Genomic DNA, 25,419 nt, shown 5'->3' on the forward strand with positions numbered 1-25,419 from the left:
GGGTAATGCGGGATGCGGGCGGAAGACCGCCTTGGCCTTCCTCATCCTGCCCCTGTCCGTGTCGGGACTAGCGAAGATCGAGCCGCATGACAAGCGCGGCGGTCCGCTGGCCGGCCTTGTCCTGGTAATAGGCGCGGCGTTCGCCGACCTTGTTGAAGCCGAGCTTACGGTAAAGCCCGATTGCCGGCTGGTTGGTCTCGTCGACTTCGAGGAACAGGGCCTCGGAGCCCTTGACCAGCGCTTCACGCATTGCCGCCTGCATCAACCGCCAGCCGAGACCGGAGCGCGCATAACGCGGCTCGACACCGATCGTCAGGATTTCCGCCTCACCGGCAACCGCACGCGACAGGACAAACCCACCGAATGCCGGGCGAAAGCTGCCATTGGTCTGCCGGGCGACAAAGCCGAACACCGTCTCTTGGACCAGAAGCGCATGGATTTCGCCATCGCTCCACGGGGCCGCGAAACGCTGACGGTGCAGCGCCGCCGCGGCAATCAGGTCCGCTTCCTCCAAGGGGAAGATGTCGAACTCGGTGCGGCGGGTGAAGTAATCGGTGAAGCTCATCTCGGTCTATGCTCGGGCAATCGCGAAGCCCGCCTGCGGCTTGGCGTCGGGGCCTCGGAGATATAACGGACGCGGCTTGGCCGAGGCTGGATCGGCAGCGGCACCAAGTTTGGCGACGGCGGCGACATCGATGAGTTCTGAAGGCTTGAGCGGTAGATCGGCAGCGACGAGATGCGCTCCGGAGCCGCCGATGACGCCGTCGAAACCGGCAAATCGTTCGCGCGCACTTTCGACGGAGAGTGCTTCGGGCTCGCCCGTGGCGCTACCGGTCGCATCGAAAGCCTGGAGATAGACCTCGTCCCGCTTGGCGTCGATGGCGACAAGGACGGGCTTTCCGGCGGCCGTCCGGCGCAGCCCCTCGGCGACGACCGCAAGTGTCGAAACGCCGACGGCGGGTTTGCCGAGCGCAAGCGCCAAGCCGCGAGCGGCCGCTACGCCGACGCGAATGCCGGTGAAGGATCCCGGGCCGACAGTGACGGCGATGCGGTCGATAGCGTCAAGCGACCGGCCGGACGCAGCCAATGCCTCGTCGACGAATTCCATCAGCCGTTCGGCGTGTCCCTTGCCGAGATCGGCCCCGGAACGCCCGAGCACGGCTTCCGTTTCGCTGTCATAGACGGCAACGGAGCAACCGGAACCGGACGTGTCGAGCGCAAGTACAATCATTTCAACGCAGGATCTTTCAGACGCCACAAGCCGCAAAGCCGATCGGGCTTTGCGGCAAAATCGATACGCGAAACCGGCGCGCCGGACAGGCGCGCGCTATATCAGACGGCCTCGACGGCCTCCACCTCGGGAACGAAGTGGCGCAGCAGGTTCTGCACGCCATGCTTCAGCGTCGCGGTGGACGACGGGCAACCGGAGCAGGCGCCCTTCATGTTGAGGAACACAGTCCCATCCTTGAAGCCGCGGAAGGTGATGTCACCACCATCCTGGGCGACGGCCGGACGCACGCGGGTTTCCAACAGTTCCTTGATCGTGGCGACGATCGTTTCGTCACCCTCGTCGAAGAACTCGTCTTCCTCGTCGGACTGCTCGGCTCGGCCGCTGCCAGCCATGATCGCCTGGCCCGACATGAAGTGTTCCATGATCGAACCGAGGATCGCCGGCTTCAGGTGCTGCCATTCCTGGCCTTCCTTGCTGACGGTAATGAAATCGTAGCCGAAATAGACGCCGGTGACGCCGGGGATCGAAAACAGCCGTGCCGCGAGCGGCGAGCCGGCGCGTGCTTCTTCCTCGTCGCGGAACTCGGCCGTGCCGTTTTCCAGGACGACCTTGCCCGGCAAAAACTTCAGCGTCGCCGGATTCGGCGTGGCTTCGGTCTGAATGAACATGTCTGTCTCCGTTTCGCCGGAGCGGCATCCGCCCAGCTTTTTAGAATAATTCAAAAGAATATAGGAGCATGGCCGTCTGGTCGCAAGAGCACATAGCGACGCAGGTCAGCTGAGCGCGTCGATCTCCTCGTCCGTCAGGGCATCCGGGATGACCGTGACGGGGATCGGAAAGGCCGCGGCCTTGCCGGCAATGGACGACACCAGCGGACCGGGGCCTTCTTTCGCCGAGCCGGCCGCGAGAACCAGAATGGCGATGTCGCGATCTTCTTCGATCGCCGCGTGGATCTGCTCCGTGGCCGTGCCCTCGCGGATGACGACCTCGGGCTCGATGCCGATCCGCTCGCGGACCGATTGGGACACCTTGGCGAGCGTCGCCTCGGCCTCCTCGCGTGCTTCCGCACGCATGATTTCCTCGACCCCCAGCCATTGCTGGAAGTCGCCGTCGGCGATCACATAGAGCAGGACGAGGCCACCATTGGAATTCTTGGCGCGCATGCCCGCATAGTGCACGGCGCGCCCGCATTCCGGGGTATCGTCTATCACCGCCATGAATTTGCGGCGGTGTCCTTCAAGTCGAGAGAGTCGGGTCGAGACCATAGGGTGAACAATACATCCCGCGCGAGCCGCCGCAAGGTCTGATTTTTGCGTTTCGGACGAGGGCACGGAAAAGTGCCCGAGGCTTTCCGGTCGAGGTTCACTTCGGCTAGCGAAGTCCGACCATCAAAATGAAACTGGGTCCGGGAGTTCCCCGGACCCAATCAATTTACTGCAGGAAGCCGATGATTTCGCGCACTTCGCGCATCGTCTTTTCTGCCCGCGCCCGCGCCCGCTCGCCGCCATCCCTAAGGATTGCGTCGATATGGGCGGTGTCGCCCATCAGGCGGCGCATCTCGGCCGTGATCGGCGAGAGAACCTCGACCGCAAGGTCGACCAGCGCCGGCTTGAAGACCGAGAACTGCTGCCCACCGAATTCGGCGAGCACCTGCTCCTTGGTCTTGTCCGACAGCGCCGCGTAGATACCGACGAGGTTGTCCGCCTCGGGACGACCCTTCAGACCGTCCACTTCGCTCGGAAGCGCGTCCGGATCGGTCTTGGCCTTGCGGATCTTCTTCGAGATCGTCTCTGCGTCGTCCATCAGGTTGACGCGCGAGAGATCGGAGGGATCCGACTTCGACATCTTCTTGGTGCCGTCACGCAGCGACATGACGCGCGGCGTAGCGCCACCGATCAGCGGCTCGACCGGCGGGAAGTAGGCATGGATCGGCTCTTCGCCGACAACCATGTCGACACCGTAACCAGCGCTGCGAATATGCTCCATGAAGTCGATGTTGAACTTCTGGGCGATATCACGCGTCAGCTCCAGGTGCTGCTTCTGGTCGTCGCCGACGGGAACATGGGTGGCGCGATAGACGAGAATGTCAGCCGCCATCAGACTCGGATAGGCCAGCAGGCCGAGCGACGCATTCTCGCGGTCCTTGCCGGCCTTGTCCTTGAACTGCGTCATGCGGTTCATCCAACCGATGCGGGCGACGCAATTGAAGATCCAGGCGAGTTCCGCGTGCTGTGGCACGGCCGACTGGTTGAAGACAATATGCTTGTTCGGATCGATGCCCGAAGCGATGAAGGCGGCGGCGATCGAGCGTATCTGCCCCTTCAGGTCCTCATGCACGAGCTGCGCGGTGATCGAGTGCAGGTCGACGACGCAATAGATGCAATCGTTGTTTTCCTGCAGCGCCACGAACTTGCGGATCGCGCCGAGATAATTGCCGAGATGGAGATTGCCCGTCGGCTGAACGCCGGAGAATACGAGCGGCTTGAATTCGTTCATGTCGTCCTCAATAGGCTGGTGGAGGGCCCCAGGGCCGGCTGGCCCATGTTGCTAACGGCATGGCTTATGCACGGGTGGCGGGAGGCAATCAAGAGGTCGAGAACTGTAGGTTCACGCCGCCGGTTGCAAGAGATCCCAATGGTTGCCGAACGGGTCGCTGAACACGGCTACGGTGCCATAGGGCTCATGGCGCGGCGCTTCCAGAAAGACGACGCCTTCTGCCAGCATCGCCGCATGGTCTCGGGAAAAATCGTCGGTGAACAGGAAGAACCCGACCCGGCCGCCGGTCTGGTTGCCGACCGCCGCCTGCTGGCGTTCGCCGTCAGCCTTGGCAAGCAGCAGCGCCGTTTCGACGGCCCCCTTGGGACGGACGACGACCCAGCGCTTGGTGGCGTCGAGAACGGTGTCCTCCAAGAGATCAAAACCGAGCTTGCCGCAGTAGAAGGCGATGCCGGCGTCATAATCCGGCACGACCAGGGCAATGCGTGCGATCGTCTGGCGCATCAGTCACCCGCCTCCGGCGTTGCTGCAGGCTCCGCAGGCGCTTTCGCGCCCCGCTTGATGTTGCGGCGGATCATGCCGAGGCTCGCGCCGCCGAGGCCGAAGGCGAGCCCGAAGTAGATCACCATGGCGACTGCGACCAGGCCCGTCAGCGTCGTTGCCCGCGTCAGCAGGGACGCGGCAGAGGACAGTTCGAAAGCGAACCAGCCGACAGCGTAATACAGCGCCGCCGCCATACCCGCCGCCGCGAGGACGAGACGCGGGATACGGGTCAGAAGCGGGATGTCCCTGCCCCAATGGCCGCGCCAGACAAGCGTTGCGAAAAGCAGCACGGCATTCACCCAGCCGGCAACGATCTCGGCGGTGGCGATGCCGCTCGCCCCAAGCCGTGGGAACAGGGTGAGCGCCAGGGACACGTTCACGACGACGGAAATCGCGGCGAAGATCATCGGCGTGCGCGTGTCTTCGCGTGCGAAAAAGCCGGGAATGAAGGCCTTGATCAGCACGAAAGCCGGCAGGCCGAGGCCGTAAATTGCCAGGATATGACCGACGATGATGGTCGATTCCGGCAAGAACTTGCCGCGCTCGAACAGCAACCGGACGATCGGCTCGGACATGACGAGCAAAGCGGCGGCGGCCGGCAGCGTCAGGAACAGCGTGAACTCGACCGAGCGGTTCTGCAGGTTCGAGGCCTCGTTGACATTGCCCGAACGCAGCGCGCGGGCGAGTTCCGGCAGAAGCACGGTTGCGACGGCAATGCCGACGACGCCGAGCGGAAGCTGATAGATACGGTCGGCATAGACGAGCGACGACACCGCACCTTCCTGGGCAGACGCAATGTTGGTGTTGATCAGGAGGTTGATCTGGGTGATGCCGCCGGTGATCGCCGCCGGCAGCGCCAGAACGAGCAGGCGCTTCACGTTGGCGGTCATCCTCGGGCGGCGAAGGCCGATCTTGATGCCGGCATCGCGCACGGCGATCCAGACGATTGCGAGCTGGACGAGGCCGGCGGCCATGACGCCCCAGGAAAGCCCATAGCCGACTGCGACCGGGTCCTGTCCGGCATACCAGGCATAGCCGAGCACGCCGATGAGGATGAAATTGAGGAAGACCGGCGCGATCGCCGCCGCGAAATAGCGGTGCAGCGAATTCAGCATGCCCGCCATCATCGCCGCCAGCGACATACAGGCGAGATAGGGGAACATGATCGCCGCAAAGACGATGGTGCTTCCGAGTTTTTCCGGGTCGTCGGCAAAGCCGGGCGCGATCAGGTTGCTGACGATGAAGGGCATCGTCAGTTCCATCGCGATCGTCAGGAACAGGAGCACGGTGAAGAGGACGCCAAAGACCTCCTCGGAGAAACGCCGCGCGCCATCCATGCCGTTCGCCTCGATTTCCCGGGCAAAGAGCGGCACGAAAGCGGAATTGAAGGCGCCCTCGGCAAACAGCCGGCGGAAGGTGTTGGGCAGACGGAAGGCGGTGTTGAAGGCGTCGGCAACCGGGCCGGTGCCAAGCGCTGCCGCCATGAAGGTTTCGCGGATGAAGCCGAACAGGCGGCTTCCGAGTGTCGCGCCGCCGACGGTTGCAAATTTCTTGACCAGACTCATGTTTCGGCTTTTGTCGTTCTGTGAGCGGAGGAAACGCCCGGGGGCGGCGCGATGATGCCCGAGGGCATGCGGTCGCGCGCCTCGTCCCCCTCCCCGGCCATGACGGCCTTGAGGCGGGCGGCAATGTTCATCTGACGGTTTTCACTCGTCACCTTCTGGCCGACGAGATCGGTGACGTAGAAGGTGTCGATCACCTTTTCACCGAAGGTGGTGATGTGGGCCGAGGCGATGTCGAGCGAAAGATCGGATAGCACCGCGGTGATCTCGGACAAGAGGCCCGGACGGTCGAGGCCTTCGACTTCGATCACGGTGAACTTGTTCGACAGCGTGTTGCTGATCGTCACTTCCGGCGTCACCGTGAAAGCCTTGGTGCGCTTCTTCACCTTGGTGCGGCTGGCAATGACTTCCGGCAGCCGCTTGCGGCCCGAAAGCACGTCCTCGATCAGCTTGCCGATGCTCGCTGCCCGGCGCATCTCGTCCTCGTCGACGGCGAACTCGCGGTTGACGAGGATGGTATCGAGCGCACGGCCGTCCGAGGTCGTGAAGATCTGCGCGTCGACGATGTTTGCGCCGGCGGCCGCACAGGCACCGGCAATCACGGTCAAAAGCCGCGGATGGTCGGGCGAAAGCACGGTGATTTCGGTGATCGCGTGGAACTGGTGGGTGCGCACCATCGTCGCCAGCGCCTTGCCGGCGGCATCCGCCTCGCGGATGAAGCGCGCATGCCGGATCTGGTCCTCCAGCGCCACCGTCAGGAGATAGGGCTGGTAGTGCAGGCGCACGTAATCCTCGCGCTCCTTCTCGGACCAGTCCGTCAAGGCCTCGCCGAGCATGACGGCGGCATGGGCCGCACGCTCCTTGCGCGACAGCTCGGAGAAGCCGCCCGACAGCAACAGCTCGGTCTCGTAGTAGAGCGTGCGCAGAAGCTGTCCCTTCCAGCCGTTCCAGACACCCGGGCCGACGGCGCGGATATCGCAGACGGTCAGGACGAGCAGCATCTTCAGCCGATCAAGCGACTGTACCCGCTCGGCAAAGTCGACGATCGTCTTGCGGTCGTTGAGGTCGCGGGTCTGGGCGACCATCGACATCAGCAGATGCTCCTCGATCAGCCAGGCGACCAGCTCCGTCTGCTTCGGCGACAGCCCGAAGCGCGGGCAGAGCTTGCGTGCCACCTTGGCGCCGGCGGTCGAGTGATCCTCCGGCCGGCCCTTGGCGATGTCGTGCAGCAGCACGGCGACATAGAGCGCCTCGCGCTCCTCGATCCCCGGCATCAGCTTGGCGACGAGCGGATGGGCCTCCTCCTCAATGCCGCCTTCGATGCGCGACAGCACGTCGACGGTGCGCAGCAGATGCTCGTCGACCGTATAGTGATGATACATGTTGAACTGCATCATCGAGACGATCTTGCCGAAATCCGGAATGAAGCGGCCGAGCACGCCGGCTTCGTTCATGCGCCGCAGGATCAACTCCGGCTTGCGGCGGGACGTGAGGATCGACAGGAAGAGGCGGTTCGCCTCCTCGTTTTCGCGCAGCGCCGGCTTGATCAGGCTCAGCGACCGCGTGACCTGGCGCAGTGCCGCCGGGTGGAATTCCAGCCCGTTGATATCGGCGATGTGGAAGAAGCGCAGCAGATTGACCGGATCGCGCTTGAAGACATCAGGGCTTGCAAGCGCGATGCGACCGCCGTCGTCGACGAAATCGAGCGTGCCTGCAATCTTGCGGCTACGATGGGTGAAGCGGCCGATGAGCCCGGAAATGCCGGGCGCGTCCTTGGCCTGCTGGTCTTCGAGTGCTGCGCAGAAGATGCGGGTGAGATCGCCGACGTCCTTTGCCACCAGGAAGAAGTGCTTCATGAAGCGTTCGACGGCTGAAAGGCCCGGATGGTCGTGATAGCCGAGTGCCTCGGCGATCTCGCGCTGGATGTCGAAAGAGAGCCGTTCCTCGGATTTTCCGGTGAGGAAATGCATGTGGCAGCGCACCGCCCAGAGGAAGTCCTCGGCCTTCTGGAAGAGCTGGTACTCCTGCCGCGAAAGCACGCCGAGCTTGACGAGGTCGGCGGTGTCCTTCAGCCGGTAGAAGTACTTGGCGATCCAGAACAGCGTGTGCAGGTCGCGAAGCCCGCCCTTGCCTTCCTTGACGTTGGGCTCGACGAGGTAGCGCGTGTCGCCGGCCTTGCGGTGGCGCTCGTCGCGTTCGGCAAGCTTGGCGGCGATGAAATCCGGGCCGGTGTTGCGCACGATCTCATGATCGAAGCGCGTTTCAAGCTCGGCGCACAATGTCTCGGAGCCACAGATATAGCGCGTCTCGAGGATGGCCGTGCGGATCGTCATGTCGGCGCGCGATAGCCGGATGCACTCGTCGATGGTGCGGGTGGCGTGGCCGACCTTGAAGCCCAGATCCCAGAGGATATAGAGCATGAACTCGATCGCCGGCTCGGCCCAGACCGCCTTCTTGACCGGCAGCAGGAAAAGAAGATCGATGTCTGAACCCGGCGCCAGCGTGCCGCGGCCATAGCCGCCGACCGCCGTCACGGCGATCCGGGACGCGGGCGGCGCATTGGCGGCGTCGAAGATCTCGTTCAGCACGAAATCATGCAGCACTGTGATCAGTTGATCCTGCAGCCAGGAAATACGTTCGGCGCAGAGAATGCCGGCACCATCGGCGTTGAACAGCTCGCGGGCCTTCGCCCGGCCGGCGACATTTGCCTGCTTGAAAGCCGCCAGCAATGCCTGACGCATCGGGTCGCGCTGTTCGGCGTGGGCCGAGGCGATGAAGTCGCATTTTGCCCGGAGCGCTGCGACGTCGAGGATTTCGGGAAAGAAGGTTTCGTGTCTGCCCATGAAGTGCCGAGGGGCGTCCTGTCCGACTGGTTGCGTGGTCGTTCGCTGTCAAGCGCTCCTGCATGATCCTTGCGACCGAGGCCGAATAAAGACCACACAACAATTCGAGCGCCGCGCCCGCAAAAGCGTGCGGCGCTGTATAGCCTTTTTACAGACGGCTTGCACAGGAAAAAGGCGTAGCGCCGCTTCGGCCAACGGGTGATAGAGTGCGAGCGGAAAACCGCACGCACGTCCTGTCATCCCGCCTTGGCGGCGCTCAGTTCCTTCTTCAGCGCATAGAGCGCATCGAGCGCCTCGCGCGGCGTCATGTCGTCGGGGTTCAGCGCCTTCAGCGCCTCGTCGATCTTGGAGTTTCCGGCGGGCTTCACCTCTTCACGACGGATCGCCACCTGGAACAGCGGCAGATCGTCGATCAGTTGGCTCGCCGGGTTCTTGCGATCGGCGTCCTCGAGCTTGGCGAGCACGTCCTTGGCGCGAGCCACGACCGAGGCCGGCAGGCCAGCGAGACGCGCGACCTGAATGCCATAGGAGCGGTCGGCGGCGCCCGGACCGACCTCATGCAGGAAGATCACATCGCCGTGCCATTCCTTGACGCGCATCGTCGCGTTCGAGAGACGGCCGAGTTTTTCCGAGAGCACGGTCAGTTCATGGAAGTGGGTGGCAAAGAGGCCGCGGCAGCGGTTCGCCTCATGCAGGTGCTCGACTGCCGCCCAGGCGATCGACAGGCCATCGAAGGTGGCGGTGCCGCGGCCGATCTCGTCGAGGATCACCAGCGAGCGGTCGGTCGCCTGGTTGAGGATCGCCGCGGTCTCGACCATCTCGACCATGAAGGTCGAGCGGCCGCGCGCCAGGTCGTCGGAGGCGCCGACGCGAGAGAAGAGCCGGTCGACGATGCCGATATGGGCGCTCGCGGCAGGCACGAAGGTGCCCATCTGCGCCATGATCGCGATCAGCGCGTTCTGGCGCAGGAAGGTCGACTTACCGCCCATGTTGGGACCGGTGAGCAGCCAGATCGCACCGCCCTCTTCGCCCTCGGGCGGAGAGAGATCACAGCCATTGGCGACGAAGGCATTTGATGCCTGGCGCTTCAGCGCCTGCTCGACCACCGGATGGCGGCCGCCGTCGATGGCAAACATGCGCGAGCGGTCAACGGTGGGGCGGGCATAGGCCTGCTCTTCGGCAAGCACCGCGAGACCGACGGAGACGTCGAGGGTCGCAAGCGCGAACGCAGCCGCCTTCAGCACCTCGGCCGCGGCAACGACCTCCGCCGTCATCTGGTCGAAGGCCGCGAGCTCGATCGACAGCGCCCGGTCGGCGGCATTGGCGATCTTGCTTTCAAGCTCGGCAAGGGCCGTGGTGGTGAAACGCATCGCGTTCGCCATCGTCTGGCGGTGGATGAAGCGGGCGCGGCCCTCGTCCGTGTCGGTCATCGAGCCGGCATTGCCCGCCGTCACCTCGATGAAGTAGCCGAGCACGTTGTTGTGCTTGATCTTCAGCGACTTGATGCCGGTCTCTTCGGAATATTGCAGTTGCAGCCCGGCAATCACCCGGCGCGACTGGTCGCGCAGGCCCCGGACCTCATCGAGCTCGGCATTGGCGCCTTCGCAGACGAAACCGCCGTCACGCTTCAGAAGCGGCAGCTCGTCGCCAAGCGTCGCATCGAGCAGGCCGAGCAGGCCTGCGGGAAGCGCATCGATTGCGGCGCGCGCCTCCTTCAGTTCGTCCGAGAGCGTTCCTGCGGCCATCAACCGTGAAATGGACGCGGATGCATGCAAGCCGGCCTGAATTGCGCCGAGATCGCGGGGGCCACCACGGCCGAGCGCCAGCCGCGACAGGGCGCGCGGCATATCCGGCGCGCGACGTAGCGCATCGCGCAGGTCGCCGGCAAAGGACGGCTGCTCCGCCAGGATCTCGATGGAATCGAGACGCTCATTGATACGGTCCGGGTCGGTCAGCGGCGACATCAGCCGCTCGGCAAGAAGGCGGGCGCCGCCGCTTGTCACCGTGCGGTCGAGCGCCTTCAGCAGCGTGCCCTCGCGCGCGCCGGACAGCGTCTTCACCAGTTCGAGATTGCCGCGGGTCGCCGGATCGATGAACAAGGTCGAGGCGGCACTTTCGCGCTCCGGCGTGCCGAGTGCCGGGCGTTCGGCAAGCTGGGTCTTCTCGACATAGGAGATCGCCGCGGAAGCGGCTGCGAGTTCCGCACGGGAAAACGTGCCGAAGCCATCAAGCGTCTTGACGCCGAAGTAGCGGCTGATGCGCCCTTCCGCCGTGGCGCTGTCGAACAAGACCGCCGGCTGCGGCACGGCAACGCGGCCGAGCACGTCGAAGACGGGCCTTAGTTCCGGGTCGTGAAACACGGTGTCTGCAAGGATCAGTTCGCGCGGCTCGATACGCAGGATGTCCGCAAGCAGCCGGCTCTCGGCGGTCTCGGCGAGGCGGAAGATGCCGGTCGAGATGTCGATCCAGGCAAGCGCGTAGGCAGGCTCGGACCCGCTCTTTATGCGCGCCAGCGCCATCAGATAGTTGGTCTCGGACGGCGAAAGCAGTTTCTCTTCGGTGATCGTGCCTGGTGTAACCAGGCGCACGACGTCGCGGCGCACCACCGACTTGCTGCCGCGCTTCTTCGCTTCCGCCGGGTCTTCCACCTGCTCGCAGACAGCGACGCGGAAGCCGAGACCGATCAGTTTCTGCAGGTAATCGTCGGCCGCATGTACCGGCACGCCGCACATCGGGATTTCCTGACCCATGTGCTGGCCGCGCTTGGTGAGCGTGATGCCGAGCGCGCGCGAGGCTTCGACCGCGTCCTGGAAGAACAGCTCGTAGAAGTCGCCCATGCGGTAGAACAGCAGCGAATCCGGGTTGTTCGCCTTGATCTCGATGAACTGTTCCATCATCGGCGTCGCCGTGGAACGGCTTTCCTCGCTCGCCAATTCGGCTGCGGATAAAACCTCCCCCGCGCGGGTCGAATAGTCTGTCACGAAATTCATGATTGTCCCGAAAAAAGAGATGGCACACTATCGCCAAGGAATTATAGACGACAACCATAAAGAGGCGCGCCGCAAGGCTCGCCCACAGGAGGATTGAGGAAACATGCCGGCCACCGACAAGACCGATCGCACCATGACGAGCGTCACCGCGCAGGAAGCGCTCGATTTTCACTCGCAGGGTCGTCCCGGAAAGCTGGAGATTTCTCCCACCAAGGCGATGGCCACCCAGCGCGACCTGTCGCTTGCCTATTCTCCGGGCGTCGCAGTCCCCGTGAAGGCGATCGCCGAGGACCCCAACACCGCCTATGACTACACGACGCGCGGCAACATGGTGGCCGTGATCTCGAACGGCACGGCCATTCTCGGCCTCGGCAACCTCGGCGCGCTTGCGTCTAAGCCTGTCATGGAAGGCAAGGCCGTGCTGTTCAAGCGCTTTGCCGACGTCGATTCCATCGACCTTGAAGTCGACACCGAAAACGTCGACGAGTTCATCAACTGCGTGCGTTTCCTCGGCCCCTCCTTCGGCGGCATCAACCTCGAAGACATCAAGGCGCCGGACTGTTTCATCATCGAGCAGAAGCTGCGCGAGGTCATGGACATCCCGGTGTTTCATGACGACCAGCACGGCACCGCGATCATCGCCGCAGCGGGCCTCATCAACGCGCTGGCGCTGACCGGCCGCGACTTCAAGACGACGAAGCTCGTCTGCAACGGTGCGGGTGCGGCGGCAATCGCCTGCATCGAGCTCATCAAGTCGATGGGTTTTGCCTCTGACAACATCATCCTCTGCGACACCAAGGGCGTGATCTTCGAAGGCCGCACCGAGGGCATGAACCAGTGGAAGTCGGCGCATGCGGTCAAGACCGACCGCCGCACGCTCGCCGAAGCGCTCGACGGCGCCGACGTGGTCTTCGGCCTCTCGGCCAAGGGCGCCCTTTCGGAAGACATGGTGCGCTCGATGGCGCCGCGGCCGATCATCTTCGCCATGGCCAACCCGGATCCGGAAATCACGCCGGAAGAAGTCGCCCGCATCCGCGACGACGCGATCGTCGCCACCGGCCGTTCTGACTATCCGAACCAGGTCAACAACGTGCTCGGCTTCCCCTATATCTTCCGTGGCGCGCTAGACGTGCGCGCGACGACCATCAACGACGAGATGAAGATCGCAGCGGCTGAAGCGCTGGCGAGCCTTGCCAAGGAAGACGTTCCTGACGATGTCGCCGCAGCCTACCAGGGCAACCGTCCGCGTTTCGGTCCGCAATACATCATCCCGGTCCCCTTCGATCCGCGGCTGATTTCGGCGATCCCGATGGCGGTCGCGAAGGCGGCGATGGAAAGCGGCGTCGCCCGCAAACCGATCACCGACCTCGAAGCCTATGGCCGCCAGCTTTCCGCCCGCCGCGACCCGATCGCCTCGACGCTGCAGCGCATCTACGAGCGCGTCCGGCGCCAGCCGAAGCGCATCGTCTTTGCAGAGGGCGAAGAGGTGCAGGTCATGCGTTCTGCAATCGCCTATGCCAACCAGCAGCTTGGCACCGCCATCCTGCTCGGCCGCGAGGAGCGCATGCGCGAGACGGCAGAGCGCGAGGGCATCGACCTCGACCGCCCCGGCATCCAGATCGTCAATGCGCGGCTTTCCAAGCGCGTCGGCGCCTATACGGACTATCTCTATGCCCGCCTGCAGCGGAAGGGCTTCCTCTTCCGCGACGCCCAGCGCCTGATCAACAACGACCGCAACCACTTCGCCGCCTGCATGGTGGCGCTCGGTGATGCCGACGGCATGGTGACGGGCCTGACCCGCAACTATTCGACGGCACTCGAAGACGTGCGTCGCTGCATCGACCCGAAGCCCGGCCACCGCGTCATCGGCGTCTCGATCGCGCTCTGCCGCGGCCGCACGGTGCTCGTCGCCGACACGGCGGTTCACGACATGCCCTCTTCGGAGGAGCTTGCCGATATCGCCGAGGAAGCAGCCGGCCTCGCCAAGCGGCTTGGCTACGTGCCGCGCGTGGCAATGCTTGCCTATTCCACCTTCGGCCATCCCCAGGGCGAACGCTCTGAGCGGGTGCGCGAAGCGGTCAATATCCTCGACAAGCGCCGCGTCGATTTCGAATATGACGGCGAGATGGCCGCCGACGTGGCGCTCAATGCCCGCGTCATGGAGCAATACCCGTTCTGCCGCCTCTCGGGCACGGCGAACGTGCTCGTGATGCCGGCGTTCCACTCGGCATCGATTTCGACCAAGATGCTGCAGGAACTCGGCGGCTCGACAGTGATCGGCCCGCTGCTCGTCGGCTTCGACAAGTCGATCCAGATCGTCTCGATGTCGGCCAAGGATTCCGACATCGTCAACATGGCGGCGATCGCGGCCTACAACGCCGGCATGTAGGACCGGCATTGCCGGTCCGGCGGCTGCTTCATTCTGGTGCAGCCGCCTTCATTCGGGTCAACGCGCGACCCCGATTGGTAGCAATTCGAAACAACTATAAAGAAGAAAAGCCCGCTTTCCGAAAAGGAGGCGGGCTTAATAACAGGCAATGCATTTATGTTTAAGGTAATGAAAGACGGAGTCTTGGGAACCCTATACCTGTCGACCCCCGGAAGATCGGCAGTTTCTCCATTTATTTTCTCTATTCGTTCGTCATGAAATTAGAGAAGAACATGACAATACATGTCTCTCTTTCGACCTTGAAAGTCAAATCCATCATTAATAATTGGTTAACCTCACCGGGACCCGGTCAGGAGGCGGCGCCACCGAAACGTCCGGCATCTGCGCCGTAGTAGTTGAGGTAGCGGCCCGAGATATTGCTGATCGGCAAAACGATCAGAACGTCGGTGGTGCGGAACGCATGATCGACCACGGCGCCATCGCCGACCATCGCGCCGAGGCGCATATAGCCCTTGATCAACGGCGGCAGAGCGGCGAGCGCCTTCTTGGCATTGATCGCCTCGGCCGGCATCAAATCCATCGTCCGGTGCAGCTCGGGCCGTGCGCTGACGGCCCAGTCGTCGCGGGCGCGGATGTTGTGGTGCAGGAAGGACAGCGCCAGCGCATGCTCGGCCGGAACGACACCCGGGAACGAACCGCAGCCGAACATCGCGTCCATGCCGTATTTGAGCGCATAGGCCCAATTGCCCTGCCACAGGAGTTCGACCGTGCGCTTGGTCCGGTAGTCCGGCAGGACGCAGGAGCGGCCGAGCTCCATGAAGCGCTTGGTCGGATGACGGGCGAGAAGCGCGTCGATCGCGAATTCGGAAGACGAGTAAAAGCCGCCGGAGCGCTCAGCCACATCCTGGCGCAGCAACCGGTATGTCCCGACGATCTGATCTTCGGCGTCGCCTTCGATCGAGGTGTCGAGAACCAGCAGGTGGTCGCAGATCGCGTCCCAGCTGTCGACGTCGCGCTTGCGCCGATCGGCCTCGGGGCCGACCTGCGCCTTCATCTCCTCGACGAAAACCTTGTAGCGCACGGCCTGGGCAGCATCGATTTCCGATGCCGTGCGGGCAAGGCGCGTCTCAAGATTGGCGATCCGGCCAAGCACGTCGGTCGTCGGGACGGCAGCTTTCGTGCCGATGCAAGCCTGAGAAGTGTCAACCACGTTCGCTGAATCCAGTAGCTCGATGGCCATCCGCGTTATCCCGAATCAAATCTGTCTGCGGGGGCTTAGACCACGTTTCTGCAACAACATAGTGACATGAAAGTTGCGTACAACCCCCGCCGCCCGATCAATACCGTAACCATCGCAAGAGTTACCGTTTGCGCAGCAGACGCGCGATCTCCGAGGTCAGCACCTGCGGGTCGGCCGGCTTCGCCAACACCACATCGGCGCCGGCGGCAAGCAGGCGGTCGCGCATATCCTCGCGGATATCGGAAGTCAGCACGATGACCGGCAACCTTGGCAAGGAGCGTATTGCCTCGTCATTACGGATGTGCCGCATGATGGAAAGCCCGTCGCCACCCGGCATATTGAGGTCGGTGACCAGAAGTTCCGGCAAGGCGTTTCCGGCAGGGGCTCGCAGCGTCTCGGCGACCCCCGCGAAGTCGCTGACGAGCTGCACCGCGTGTCCCGAACGCTGCAACAGCGTGCGGATGATCAACGCATTGATCGGATCGTCCTCGGCCAGCAGGATGCCGTGTCCCGGCCGGCGGACGGGTTCAACGACGGGCTCCTCGCGCAGGACCGGCCTGTTGTCGTTGATCGCGTCGCGTTTTTCGATGCCCTTCAGGCGTCCGAGCAGCACTTCAATCAGCGACTTTTCGCGCAAGGGCCGGATCAGCCAGGCCTCGTAGCCATCCATCTGGTTGACGGGGTGGCTGTTGCGCTCCTCCGGATTGATCAGATAGGTGCGGCGAACCTCCAGCCGGCCGATGGCCGGCTGGAGTGCGAGGAGCTGCTCGTACTGCTGCGCATGCCGGTGGTCGACGATCACGTCGGTGAGTGGCGCGCCACCTGCCTGCACATCGGCAAGAACATGCTGGGCTGCGGCAAGCGTCGTTGCGCGATGACAGCGCCCGCCAAGCGTCGCGATGGTTGCCGCCAGCGCCGCCGAGGCCGGTCCATCGGGAGCCATGACCAGCACATGCGACCCGGCGAGGGTGGAGCGGCGCTCCGACGCAATCGCCTCGACTTCGGCAAGCGGCAGGCGGATTTCAAAGCGGCTGCCGCGGCCGGGCGCGCTTGCGGCCGTGAGACTGCCGCCGCAGGCCTGCATGATGCGCCTGGAGATCGCGAGGCCGAGCCCTGTGCCCTTGGCGCGTTGCTCGTCGTTGCCGGCCTGCTCGAATTCCTCGAAGATGCGCTTCAGGTCGTCGGGCGACATGCCCGGCCCCGTATCGTCGATACGGATCCGCACGCAGTCCTCGATCGTGTCGGCGCTGACGAAGACGCCACCGACTTCCGTGAATTTGACCGCGTTGCCGATGACGTTGAAGAGCACCTGGCGCAGGCGCGCCGCGTCGAAAGCCATCAGCGCGGGCACGTCGACGGAAACGGTGGCGCCGATCTCGATGCCCTTCTCGTGGGCGCGATTGGAGAGCATTTCCACGACGCTCTCGATCACGCCGCGCGGATCCTGGCGGCTGGGGCGAAACTGGAAGCGGCCGGCTGAAAGCGACGAGAAGTCGATCAGGTCTTCGACGAGCTGGACCAGAGCGTGGCCGGATTGCTGCATGCCGGCGAGATAGTTCTGCTGCTCGCTCGACAGGCGGGTCTGGCCGAGCAGATGGCTCATGCCGAGAATGCCCGAAAGCGGCGTGCGGATCTCGTGGCTGACGGTGGCGAGCAGCCGCGACTTTGCCTGGCTCGCCTCCTCGGCCCGCCGGCGCGCCGCCTCACGCTCGCGCGCGGCGCGCGCTTCCTCGGTGACATCACGCGCAATGCTGTGACGCATGAGCTTGCCGCTCGCCGGATCGCGGGCGATCACGTCATGCCAATCGAAAAGGCGGATGCCTTCGGCCGCGGCGATGCGCACGAGGTAATGATTGGGCGCAGCCTTCGGCTCGAAGCTCAGGCCGAGGGCGCCGCAGGCCATGCCCCGGACATCCGACCGGCCGCAGACCTGATGGAAGACAGCATTGGCGTGGACGATCTTTCCGTCCATGCCGCGCATGATCGCAAGGTCACCCAGCGCATCGTGAATGGTCGAAAGCAACGCCGAGGTTTCGGAGCGGTGCCAATCCTGGTCCCGCTCCACCTCATCGGAAACCGGCACGCTATCAAACGCGCGGATGGCTTCGACGGCGAGCAGAAGCGCACCGACCACGCCGGCCGCGGCAATCGCCGCGGCGAACAGGTGGAAGCCGGCAGTCATGCCGACGACGAGGACAAGGCCGGAAGCGACCAGGCCGAGCAGCGCCAGGGATACGTAACTAAGCGCAGAGCGCGCGCCGGAAGCCGGCTGCGCCGACACCTGACGGGACGCCGGCCCATCGAGCGGGAGCGCCGAAACCGACGCAGCCTTACCCGCCCGGGCGTCTCTCCCGAAGCCGGTTTCGATCCGCTCTAGCAGTCGTGACGGTTCGCTCATGCGTTCCGGCTAACACGACAGGCGTTCCGAATGACTTCAAGGCTTCGATAAAATCTTAGCGATCCGCTTTTTTCGCGTGCAGTAGTTCGTCAAGAATGATCGCGCCGGCACCGATGGTGATGAAGGTATCGGCCAGATTGAAGACGGCGAAAGACCACGTCTCCGTATAGAACAGGATGTAGTCGATGACGTAGCCGAAGAGCAGCCGGTCGACGAGGTTTCCGAGCGCGCCGGCGATGATCAGCGCATAGCCGAAATGGGCGAAGAACCGATCCTTCGGCGTGCGCTTCCACAGCCAGAGCACAAAGGCGCAGACGGTGAGCCGCATGCCGACGATGAACCAGCCCTCCATGCCTGACAGCATCGAGAAGGCGACGCCGTAGTTGTAGGTGCGGTAGAGCGCCAGCATCGGCACGACATGGACCGCCTGATTGAAGGGCAGGTAAAGCTCGACCAGATACTTGATTACTTGGTCGGCGATGAGCGCGAAGACGATGAAGACCGCGATCGGCAGCGGCCGCGAAAACAGCACCTGCTTCTCGCTCATGCGCGGGCATCCAGGGTCAGAAGGTGGCGGCGCGCCTCGAACAGCATGATGCCGGTGGCAATCGCCAGATTGAGCGAGTCGGCACGGCCGGCCTGCGGGATGCGGGCAAGCGCACCGGCTTCTCGAGCGAGTTCCTCCGGCAGACCCGACTGCTCGTTGCCCATCAGAAGCACGACTGGCTTGGTCTTGTAGTCAATGGTGCGATAGTCGACAGCGCCGGCGAGATGGGTCGCGACGACCTTCACGCCGGCGGATTTCTGCCAGCGGATGAAGTCCTCGACGCTGGCGCGCGCCACCGGCATGGCAAAGACCGAGCCCATGGTCGCACGCACGGTTTCGAGCGAAAACGGATCGGTGGTCTCGCCGACGAGAATGACGCCGGAAGCGCCGGCGGCATCGGCGGTGCGGATGACGGTGCCGAGGTTGCCGGGATCGCGGACGCGGTCGAGCGCCACATAGGTTTCGCCCAATTGCGGCTTCAGGTCCTTCAGCGACTGGTAACGCTGCTCGAAGATGCCGACGACCATCTGCGGATTGTCGCGCCGGGTGATCGTCGACAGCACTTTCTCGCTGACTTCCAACACCAGGCCGCCCTTGGCGAAGGTCTTTGCCGCCACCTGCTCCACGTGCGGCTTGCCCTTGGCCGCCTTGGCATAGATCAGCGTCTTGATCTTCCAGCCAAGGTCGAGCGCGTCGATCACCAGCTTCAGGCCCTCGGCCATGAAGGAGCGCGTCTCGTCGCGGTGCTTCTTCTGCGTCAGCGCGCGGATGTCCTTGATGATCGGGTTGGTGAGGCTCGTGACCTCCTTCACCTGACCGACACGACCGGTGCCGTGTTCGCTTCTGTCGTTCGTCATTGCGGTACCCAGCGGCTGAAGAGTGAGGTCGAAAGCGCCCTGCCCGGCTCGCGACCGTCAAGCCCGCCCTCGCGGATGATGAGTTCGCCCGACTCCACCCGGCCGCCGTGGCCGCGCATCGTCTCGCGCATCAGTTCATGGATCGAGTAGAAGCTCGCCCGGATCGAATAGGCCGTCAACACCAGGCCGCGCGCCTCCGGCGACAGGATCTCGCGGCAGATGTCGAGCATCGCCGCCAGATGGTCGAAAAGCTGCCAGACCTCGCCGTTCGGCCCGCGGCCGAACTTCGGCGGGTCGGTCAGGATGATGTCGTAGCGGCTGCCGCGGCGCTCTTCGCGCTGGATGAACTTCATCGCATCGTCGCAGATCCAGCGGATCGGCAGGTTTTCGGCCCGCGCCAGCTGCTGGTTTTCGCGCGCCCAGCCGATTGCCTTCTTGGAGGCGTCGACATGGGTCACCTCGGCGCCGGCCCTGGCGGCGATCAGCGAGGCGACGCCGGTGTAGCCGAAGAGGTTCAGCACCTTCAGCGGCCGCCCCGCCCTTTCCACCTGATCCTTCACCCAGCTCCAGTGCGCGAGCTGTTCCGGGAAGACACCGACATGGCGGAACGAGGTGAAGCGACCGTGGAAATCGGTGCCGAGAAGCTGCATCGGCCAGGTCTCGCCGAGCACGGCGCCAGGAAAGCGCCAGCGCCCCATGCCGTCTTCGTCGGTGTCGCCGGTGAAGATCGCGTCGGCTTTTTCCCAGACGCTATCGGGCAGGCTGCGCGGCCAGAGCGCCTGCGCCTCGGGGCGCACGATGCGGTAGGGACCGTATTGCTCAAGTTTTTCGCCGGCGCCGCTGTCGATCAGGTGATAGCCGGATGCGTCCGACGTTTCGAGAATGAGCGGTATGCGCTCGGCCGGCTTTTCCCCCGTTCGCCGCGCGATCACCCGCGCCGGCGTTTCCTGTGCAGGCGCATGCTTTGCTGGCTTCTCGCGCGTCTCCGCCGTCTGCGCTGCCGCCGGTCGCGCCGGCCGTTCCTTGAAGCCGCCGCCCTTCGGCGGTGCCGAACGTTTCTGATCGTGGCGGCCGCCGCCACGCGCTTCGGCACCACGGCCCTTGGCCGTCGTCACGGAGGCATTCTTCGACCGCCGGTCCTTTTCCTTCACGCTGAAATCCCTGGGCTTTGTTAGTGCATGGGCCGCCTGCCTGCGCAGTATCCGGGACGGGCCGGCGGACGCCATGAGGTTTGTCGCCGCAGCCTGAAGCCGCGGCATCTCTTGAAGCTGCAAATAGCATCGCTGATGCTCTTGGCAAAGCCGTTTCCGTTTTGCGAAGATAACGCGCAAGAACCCGCTGCGAATTTTCTTGGGCTGGAACCGGCTTCGCGACAAAATTCCGCGGCAGGTCTAGTGTGTCGAAGCGACATTTGCGCGTCGATATCGGGCGCGCGGCGTCGCATGGGGGAGGAAAACGCATGGACATGACCGGCGAAGAGCGGATTGCGGCAGGGCGCGACGCGGTGTGGCGCGGCCTCAACGACCCGGAAATCCTCAAGCGATGCATTCCCGGGTGCCAGTCGCTGGAGATGACGTCGCCAACCGAGCTTGCGGCCGTGGTGAAGATCAAGATCGGCCCGGTCTCGGCCTCCTTCACCGGCAATGTCGTGCTCTCCAATCTCAATCCGCCGCAGAGCTATACGATCTCGGGCGAAGGAAAGGGCGGCATCGCCGGCTTTGCCAAGGGCGGCGCCGACGTCGCCTTAACGGCGGACGGGGACGAAACGGTGCTGCATTACGACGTCAAGGCGGAGATCGGTGGCAAGCTCGCGCAGCTCGGCTCGCGCCTGATCGACTCAACCGCCAAGAAACTGGCGCAGCAATTCTTCGCCGATTTTAGCGCCGCCGTCGGCGGTACGGCGGAAGCTGCGAGCTAAAGAGGCGACGCGGACCGAACGGGCGCCCCGTCTCGGTCTTCGCAGGCTTGTGAACTTCTGATCAGTTCTGCGGCGCTGCGAGCGTCGCCTGGGTTGCGAGCTTTTCCGCCTGGCTGCGGTGTTTCTCCGCCTCGCGGTGCCACTTCACTGCTTCGTTCGCCTCGTTGCGCGCGCGCCGCCGGTACTTGCCCTGGCTGAACCAGGTCGCGGCGGCACCGAGGATGACGCCGACGATGACCGCAAGGAACAGGAAGACGAAGAACGGCGCGCTCACGGAAAGCACGCTGTCTTCCGGCCGGAAGGGGTTCAGCGCCAGCGTTACGCTCTGGCGGTTGGCCACGCTCAGCACAATCAGGATGATAGCGACCGGCACGAGAACAACGATGTTGATCAGTTTCTTGAACATTCAATCGCTCCATCTCACCGACGCCCGTGCGCTTTGCCGGACGCTTGCCGGCAACGGGCCTCGTATAAAAGGGGTCGTTAGGGGTCTCTGGCGACCGCCAAGGATGATCAATCCTCGTCTTCGCCGTTCATGCCCGGGTTGAGCCGCTCGCGCAGTTCCTTGCCGGTCTTGAAAAACGGTACCCATTTTTCCTCGACAAAAACGGAATCGCCGGTGCGCGGGTTGCGCCCCGACCGCGACGGCCGGTTCTTGACCGAGAAGGCGCCGAAGCCACGCAGTTCGACCCGGTTGCCTGCAGCGAGCGCGTCGGTGATCTCATCGAGGACCGCGTTGACGATATTTTCGACGTCGCGGTGGTAGAGATGCGGATTGCGAGCCGCAACAATCTGCACCAGTTCTGACTTGATCACTGTCGCCCCCTCAAATTCTTGTTTGTTTTGCTTTTTCGGTCTGCATTGTGATTTCCGCAAGGCGGTGCGCGGCATTTGCAAAATCACCGACATCGCTCGACGGCTCAGGCTGGGTATATGTCGCCTTGCTCATTGGCCATCAACCTGCCAAACCGAAACAAGACCGTCAAGAAACAACTTGTCGCCTGCAATTTTTTCGAGCCCGCTCATTGCCGGAAAAGCGTCATATCCCAACATCTTGATCCAGTTGCCGACCAGCGCGCCGAGGCCAAAAGGCAGGGTCTTGCGGGGGGCTTCCCAATCGACGATCGGCAGGTCCTTCGACACCTTTTTCTCCGTGAGGAAGGCGCGAATTTCGTCCTCGCCGCCGAGCTTGTCGACGAGCTTGGCCTTTAGCGCCTGGCGACCGGTGAAAATGCGTCCGTCGGCGAGCAGCAACGCATCCGGACGCGGCAACTTGCGGCGGTCGGCAACCAGGTCGACGAACCAGGCGTAGCTGTCGTCAATCATCGACTGGATCATGGCCTTCGCCTCGTCGCTCGCCGGATGGAAGGGCGAAGGTTCCGCCTTCAGCGGCCGCGACTTGATCGATTCCAGGGAGACGCCGAGCTTGTCCATCAACTCCTTGACCTGCGGATACTGGAAGATGACGCCGATGGAGCCGGTGATCGAGCTCTCACCGGCAACGATCGTATCGCCGCCGAGCGCGATCATGTAGCCCGCCGAGGCGGCAAGCGTGCGCACGTCGGAAACGACCGGCTTCTTGGCCGCCACCTTGCGGATCGCCTTATAGATAACCTCGCCGCCATAGGTGGTGCCGCCCGGCGATGAAATGGTCACGACCAGCGCCTTGACGCTATCGTTGTCGGCAATCTTCTGCAGGCGCTCGAGCAGTTCGCGGTCATCCTGGATCAGGCCGGTGATGGCAACGCGCGCCACATGCTGCCTGTTGTGGCCGACGTCGTCGGCAGCCCCGGACCAGGCAAAGATCGCGAGCGCGACGAGGAGAAGCAGCCCCGCGACCACAAAGCGCCAGAAGCTCAACTTCCGGCGCAGGCTGCGGCGATCGGCGATGGCGAGTTCGTCCATGTGGGTTTCTCCCGATTTGTTGGCGCTGCTTCTGTCAGTTTCCGCGGGAACGTGCTATCTGCGCGCGAAGAGGCATATTCCATAGACGCGCTTGACCACGGTTGAAAGCCGCGGCTGGCGTTTTTGCGCTTCACCCGAGTTTTTTTGCGGCGCCATTGTGCGTCAGCAAAAAATATCCATATTTGCGACGACTTACACCAATGTATGTAAATGACCCCCACGTTGGGTCAGCGACAAAAGCAGTAGAACCGACAGGCCCTTCCATGTTGAACCACGCGCCAGCCCCGGGCATCTTTGCCGATACGGGTGCGAGCTCCGCCGACGCCTATGCGCTCGCCGCACGGCATTCCGCGCGCGTGCGCCGCCTGAAGATCATCCTGCCGATCATCGCCGGCGTCATTGCCGTCATTTTTGCCGCCGTGTCCTTCGTGCGCGCGTTCATGCCCGTCGACCTGCAGATCGAGACCGCGACGATCGAGGACGGCAAGATCGTCATGAAGAATCCGGCGATCTCCGGTCGCAACAAGCAGGGCATCAGCTACTCGATGAAGGCCCAGCGGGCGCTTCAGGATATCGCCAACCCCGACATCATCACGCTGCAGACGATCCATGCAGAAATGCCGATGAAGGATTCGATGATAGCGACCGTCGACGCCACCAACGGCATCTATGATCGCGGCGCCAATACGCTCGACATGAACGCCCCGTTCACCATTTCCGTCAATAATGGCATCAACGCCGACTTCCAGTCGGCCTATCTGGACATCAATGCCGGCGAGATGGAAACGAAGCAGCCCGTTGCGATCAGCATGAAGGGTGGTTCGATCATTGCGCAGACGCTGCGAATGACGGATAAGGGACGTATTGTAATTTTCGAGGGTATGGTGAGGGTGAACGTCGAGCCCGCCGCCATCCGCAAAAACGCGAAATAGGACCCGGTGCACTCCATGTCGGTCACAACCGCATCATTTTTCAAGATTTCCGCCAGCCTGGCCATTGCCGGAGCGGGCGCTTTGATTATTGCCTCCGGCGCTTTTGCGCAGGCCACGTCGAGCAAGATGAAGGGCCTTGAGCTGTCCAACGACAAGCCGATCCAGATCGAGAGCGACAAGCTCGAAATCAAGGACCCGGAAAGCAAGGCGATTTTCACCGGCAACGTCAAGGTCGTGCAGGGCACGACGACGCTGCAGGCCGGCAATATGGTCGTCTTCTACAAGTCCGGCGGCGGCTCGGTTTCGAGCGGCGACGCCGACATCGACCGTATCGAGGTCAGCGAGAAAGTATTCCTGAGCTCCGGCACGCAGCAGGCGACGGCCGATACCGGCTCGTTCGACATGACCAAGCAGGTCTTCGTTCTCAAGGGCGACAAGGTCGTTCTCTCCGAAGGCAAGAACGTCTTCGTCGGCTGCCAGCTTAACGTCCAGATGGAAACCGGTGAGGCCCAGCTCGAAGCCTGCGGCGGCCGCGTGCAGATCCAGCTCGACCCGAAGTCCCGCAAGACGAACTGACGTAGACCGCTCGTGCAACTTCCCTTCCTCCACAAGCGCAAACGCGTCCGCAAGCCGTCGGCGACCACTGCGGTCGCTTCCGGCCATGCGGTCGATAAGGCGCGCTATGACGGCACCCTGATTGCCCGCGGACTGACCAAGGCCTATCGCGAGCGTCGGGTCGTCAACGGCGTGTCGCTGGTGGTGCGGCGCGGCGAGGCCGTGGGCCTGCTCGGGCCGAACGGCGCCGGCAAGACCACCTGCTTCTACATGATCACCGGCCTCGTCCCCGTCGACGAGGGTTCGATAGAGATCAACGGCAATGACGTGACGACCATGCCGATGTACCGGCGTGCACGCCTCGGCGTCGGCTACCTGCCGCAGGAAGCGTCGATCTTCCGCGGGCTGACGGTCGAGGAGAACATCCGCGCCGTGCTCGAAGTTCACGACAAGAACCTGGAGCGGCGCGAAAGCAAGCTCAACGACCTGCTCGGCGAGTTCAACATCACGCATCTGCGCAAGTCGCCGGCGATCGCGCTTTCCGGCGGCGAACGCCGCCGTCTCGAAATCGCCCGCGCGCTTGCTACCGACCCCACCTTCATGCTGCTCGACGAGCCCTTTGCCGGCGTCGACCCGATCTCGGTCGCCGACATCCAGGCGCTTGTCCGGCACCTGACCTCGCGCGGCATCGGCGTGCTGATCACCGACCACAATGTCCGCGAGACGCTCGGCCTCATCGATCGCGCCTACATTATCCATGCCGGCGAAGTGCTGACGCATGGTCGCGCCAACGACATTGTCACCAATCCTGACGTGCGTCGGCTCTATCTCGGCGACAATTTCAGCCTCTGAGACCGCCTCGCGGGCGATTCCGCCCGCGAACGCGCTTGACCAAACCTTTCCGATAAGCAATTTTTGGGCCAATTAAGAAAAGGGCCCGACCGGCGACCGGAGAAGCACCGCGGCCCCTGGAGATTTCTCGGGAGTTTCGCGTCAGCATGGCCCTGTCCGCC

The 25,419-nt window shown here is 63.5% G+C and carries 22 protein-coding genes; 5 read left to right on the forward strand and 17 right to left on the reverse strand.

The features are described 5' to 3' along the window. Positions 1-67 precede the first annotated feature (67 nt). The 9 genes from OVA00_RS17300 to mutS all read right to left on the reverse strand — a co-directional run bounded on the left by OVA00_RS17300 (position 68) and on the right by mutS (position 11,665). Positions 68-565: a GNAT family N-acetyltransferase gene (locus OVA00_RS17300; protein ID WP_060519776.1), complete on the reverse strand. Its 498-nt coding sequence runs from the start codon at positions 563-565 to the stop codon at positions 68-70. Positions 566-571: 6 nt separating this feature from the next. Next, positions 572-1,231, reverse strand: a complete 660-nt coding sequence (gene tsaB, locus OVA00_RS17305) for a tRNA (adenosine(37)-N6)-threonylcarbamoyltransferase complex dimerization subunit type 1 TsaB (RefSeq protein WP_060580662.1) — start codon at positions 1,229-1,231, stop codon at positions 572-574. Between the two features lie 101 nt (positions 1,232-1,332). Continuing rightward, on the reverse strand, positions 1,333-1,899 hold the full coding sequence (locus OVA00_RS17310; RefSeq protein WP_034797411.1) for a NifU family protein: 567 nt from the start codon (positions 1,897-1,899) through the stop codon (positions 1,333-1,335). 105 nt (positions 1,900-2,004) lie between these two features. Beyond that, positions 2,005-2,496 (reverse strand): universal stress protein, encoded by a 492-nt coding sequence (locus tag OVA00_RS17315; protein WP_034797413.1) that lies wholly within the window; start codon positions 2,494-2,496, stop codon positions 2,005-2,007. 166 nt (positions 2,497-2,662) lie between these two features. Continuing rightward, positions 2,663-3,727 carry a tryptophan--tRNA ligase gene (trpS, locus tag OVA00_RS17320; RefSeq protein ID WP_034797415.1) on the reverse strand — a complete coding sequence of 355 codons (1,065 nt, stop codon included), beginning with the start codon at positions 3,725-3,727 and terminating at the stop codon, positions 2,663-2,665. A 111-nt stretch (positions 3,728-3,838) separates the two neighbouring features. After that, positions 3,839-4,231: a VOC family protein gene (locus OVA00_RS17325; RefSeq protein WP_060607278.1), complete on the reverse strand. Its 393-nt coding sequence runs from the start codon at positions 4,229-4,231 to the stop codon at positions 3,839-3,841. After that, complete coding sequence (gene murJ / locus OVA00_RS17330) at positions 4,231-5,835, reverse strand: murein biosynthesis integral membrane protein MurJ (protein WP_268089374.1); 1,605 nt, start codon at positions 5,833-5,835, stop codon at positions 4,231-4,233. The genes OVA00_RS17325 and murJ overlap by 1 nt, the downstream gene beginning before the upstream one ends. Next, complete coding sequence (locus tag OVA00_RS17335; protein WP_090295106.1) at positions 5,832-8,675, reverse strand: [protein-PII] uridylyltransferase; 2,844 nt, start codon at positions 8,673-8,675, stop codon at positions 5,832-5,834. Before OVA00_RS17335 ends, murJ begins: the two co-directional genes overlap by 4 nt. 236 nt (positions 8,676-8,911) lie before the next feature. Then, on the reverse strand, positions 8,912-11,665 hold the full coding sequence (gene mutS, locus OVA00_RS17340) for a DNA mismatch repair protein MutS (protein ID WP_268089375.1): 2,754 nt from the start codon (positions 11,663-11,665) through the stop codon (positions 8,912-8,914). A 103-nt stretch (positions 11,666-11,768) separates the two neighbouring features. Between mutS and OVA00_RS17345 the strand changes: the two genes are divergently transcribed. Beyond that, positions 11,769-14,054: an NADP-dependent malic enzyme gene (locus tag OVA00_RS17345; protein ID WP_060519765.1), complete on the forward strand. Its 2,286-nt coding sequence runs from the start codon at positions 11,769-11,771 to the stop codon at positions 14,052-14,054. A 349-nt stretch (positions 14,055-14,403) separates the two neighbouring features. Here the strand turns inward: OVA00_RS17345 and OVA00_RS17350 are convergent, their stop codons facing one another. The 5 genes from OVA00_RS17350 to OVA00_RS17370 form a co-directional block, all read right to left on the reverse strand. Further along, the gene (locus OVA00_RS17350; protein ID WP_034797430.1) at positions 14,404-15,294 is read right to left on the reverse strand and encodes a GNAT family N-acetyltransferase; all 891 of its coding nucleotides are present in this window, start codon (positions 15,292-15,294) and stop codon (positions 14,404-14,406) included. 121 nt (positions 15,295-15,415) lie between these two features. After that, positions 15,416-17,692: an ATP-binding response regulator gene (locus OVA00_RS17355; RefSeq protein ID WP_442780519.1), complete on the reverse strand. Its 2,277-nt coding sequence runs from the start codon at positions 17,690-17,692 to the stop codon at positions 15,416-15,418. 55 nt (positions 17,693-17,747) lie between these two features. Continuing rightward, positions 17,748-18,239 (reverse strand): signal peptidase II, encoded by a 492-nt coding sequence (gene lspA / locus OVA00_RS17360; protein WP_060519760.1) that lies wholly within the window; start codon positions 18,237-18,239, stop codon positions 17,748-17,750. Further along, positions 18,236-19,096, reverse strand: a complete 861-nt coding sequence (locus OVA00_RS17365; protein ID WP_043615629.1) for a TrmH family RNA methyltransferase — start codon at positions 19,094-19,096, stop codon at positions 18,236-18,238. The genes lspA and OVA00_RS17365 overlap by 4 nt, the downstream gene beginning before the upstream one ends. Continuing rightward, positions 19,093-20,247, reverse strand: coding sequence for a class I SAM-dependent rRNA methyltransferase (locus tag OVA00_RS17370; RefSeq protein WP_113079945.1), 1,155 nt, complete (start codon positions 20,245-20,247; stop codon positions 19,093-19,095). The genes OVA00_RS17365 and OVA00_RS17370 overlap by 4 nt, the downstream gene beginning before the upstream one ends. Positions 20,248-20,555: 308 nt before the next feature. On the opposite strand from OVA00_RS17370, the gene OVA00_RS17375 reads away from it, so the two are divergent. Beyond that, positions 20,556-21,014 carry an SRPBCC family protein gene (locus OVA00_RS17375; protein WP_034797441.1) on the forward strand — a complete coding sequence of 153 codons (459 nt, stop codon included), beginning with the start codon at positions 20,556-20,558 and terminating at the stop codon, positions 21,012-21,014. A gap of 61 nt (positions 21,015-21,075) precedes the next feature. Here the strand turns inward: OVA00_RS17375 and OVA00_RS17380 are convergent, their stop codons facing one another. The 3 genes from OVA00_RS17380 to sppA form a co-directional block, all read right to left on the reverse strand. Continuing rightward, positions 21,076-21,420 (reverse strand): lipopolysaccharide assembly protein LapA domain-containing protein, encoded by a 345-nt coding sequence (locus OVA00_RS17380; RefSeq protein ID WP_034797442.1) that lies wholly within the window; start codon positions 21,418-21,420, stop codon positions 21,076-21,078. 107 nt (positions 21,421-21,527) lie between these two features. Continuing rightward, positions 21,528-21,923 (reverse strand): integration host factor subunit beta, encoded by a 396-nt coding sequence (locus OVA00_RS17385; RefSeq protein WP_370689537.1) that lies wholly within the window; start codon positions 21,921-21,923, stop codon positions 21,528-21,530. A gap of 36 nt (positions 21,924-21,959) precedes the next feature. Next, entirely contained in the window at positions 21,960-22,919 is a 960-nt protein-coding gene (sppA, locus tag OVA00_RS17390) for a signal peptide peptidase SppA (RefSeq protein ID WP_034797445.1), read from the reverse strand. A 263-nt stretch (positions 22,920-23,182) separates the two neighbouring features. Between sppA and lptC the strand changes: the two genes are divergently transcribed. Genes lptC through lptB form a run of 3 tightly spaced genes read left to right on the forward strand, consistent with a single transcriptional unit; the run spans position 23,183 to position 25,258 of the window. Continuing rightward, complete coding sequence (gene lptC, locus OVA00_RS17395; protein ID WP_034797447.1) at positions 23,183-23,851, forward strand: LPS export ABC transporter periplasmic protein LptC; 669 nt, start codon at positions 23,183-23,185, stop codon at positions 23,849-23,851. Positions 23,852-23,866: 15 nt separating this feature from the next. Continuing rightward, positions 23,867-24,427, forward strand: coding sequence for an LptA/OstA family protein (locus OVA00_RS17400; protein WP_034797449.1), 561 nt, complete (start codon positions 23,867-23,869; stop codon positions 24,425-24,427). A gap of 12 nt (positions 24,428-24,439) precedes the next feature. Continuing rightward, the gene (gene lptB / locus OVA00_RS17405) at positions 24,440-25,258 is read left to right on the forward strand and encodes an LPS export ABC transporter ATP-binding protein (RefSeq protein WP_034797451.1); all 819 of its coding nucleotides are present in this window, start codon (positions 24,440-24,442) and stop codon (positions 25,256-25,258) included. Positions 25,259-25,419: the final 161 nt, after the last annotated feature.

The organism is Ensifer sp. SL37 (assembly GCF_026672675.1).
GTDB classification, from domain to species: domain Bacteria; phylum Pseudomonadota; class Alphaproteobacteria; order Rhizobiales; family Rhizobiaceae; genus Ensifer; species Ensifer adhaerens.

Excerpts from the sequence above, each read along its gene's own strand:
- OVA00_RS17335 (WP_090295106.1), bottom strand. The coding sequence starts at position 8,675 with ATGGGCAGACACGAAACCTTCTTTCCCGAAATCCTCGACGTCGCAGCG.
- tsaB (WP_060580662.1), bottom strand. The coding sequence starts at position 1,231 with ATGATTGTACTTGCGCTCGACACGTCCGGTTCCGGTTGCTCCGTTGCC.
- sppA (WP_034797445.1), bottom strand. The coding sequence starts at position 22,919 with ATGGACGAACTCGCCATCGCCGATCGCCGCAGCCTGCGCCGGAAGTTG.
- OVA00_RS17345 (WP_060519765.1), top strand. The coding sequence starts at position 11,769 with ATGCCGGCCACCGACAAGACCGATCGCACCATGACGAGCGTCACCGCG.
- OVA00_RS17325 (WP_060607278.1), bottom strand. The coding sequence starts at position 4,231 with ATGCGCCAGACGATCGCACGCATTGCCCTGGTCGTGCCGGATTATGAC.
- lptC (WP_034797447.1), top strand. The coding sequence starts at position 23,183 with ATGTTGAACCACGCGCCAGCCCCGGGCATCTTTGCCGATACGGGTGCG.
- OVA00_RS17380 (WP_034797442.1), bottom strand. The coding sequence starts at position 21,420 with ATGTTCAAGAAACTGATCAACATCGTTGTTCTCGTGCCGGTCGCTATC.
- OVA00_RS17300 (WP_060519776.1), bottom strand. The coding sequence starts at position 565 with ATGAGCTTCACCGATTACTTCACCCGCCGCACCGAGTTCGACATCTTC.
- OVA00_RS17315 (WP_034797413.1), bottom strand. The coding sequence starts at position 2,496 with ATGGTCTCGACCCGACTCTCTCGACTTGAAGGACACCGCCGCAAATTC.
- murJ (WP_268089374.1), bottom strand. The coding sequence starts at position 5,835 with ATGAGTCTGGTCAAGAAATTTGCAACCGTCGGCGGCGCGACACTCGGA.
- OVA00_RS17400 (WP_034797449.1), top strand. The coding sequence starts at position 23,867 with ATGTCGGTCACAACCGCATCATTTTTCAAGATTTCCGCCAGCCTGGCC.
- OVA00_RS17365 (WP_043615629.1), bottom strand. The coding sequence starts at position 19,096 with ATGACGAACGACAGAAGCGAACACGGCACCGGTCGTGTCGGTCAGGTG.
- mutS (WP_268089375.1), bottom strand. The coding sequence starts at position 11,665 with ATGAATTTCGTGACAGACTATTCGACCCGCGCGGGGGAGGTTTTATCC.
- OVA00_RS17375 (WP_034797441.1), top strand. The coding sequence starts at position 20,556 with ATGGACATGACCGGCGAAGAGCGGATTGCGGCAGGGCGCGACGCGGTG.
- OVA00_RS17385 (WP_370689537.1), bottom strand. The coding sequence starts at position 21,923 with ATGTCGGTGATTTTGCAAATGCCGCGCACCGCCTTGCGGAAATCACAA.
- trpS (WP_034797415.1), bottom strand. The coding sequence starts at position 3,727 with ATGAACGAATTCAAGCCGCTCGTATTCTCCGGCGTTCAGCCGACGGGC.
- OVA00_RS17350 (WP_034797430.1), bottom strand. The coding sequence starts at position 15,294 with ATGGCCATCGAGCTACTGGATTCAGCGAACGTGGTTGACACTTCTCAG.
- lspA (WP_060519760.1), bottom strand. The coding sequence starts at position 18,239 with ATGAGCGAGAAGCAGGTGCTGTTTTCGCGGCCGCTGCCGATCGCGGTC.
- OVA00_RS17310 (WP_034797411.1), bottom strand. The coding sequence starts at position 1,899 with ATGTTCATTCAGACCGAAGCCACGCCGAATCCGGCGACGCTGAAGTTT.
- OVA00_RS17355 (WP_442780519.1), bottom strand. The coding sequence starts at position 17,692 with ATGAGCGAACCGTCACGACTGCTAGAGCGGATCGAAACCGGCTTCGGG.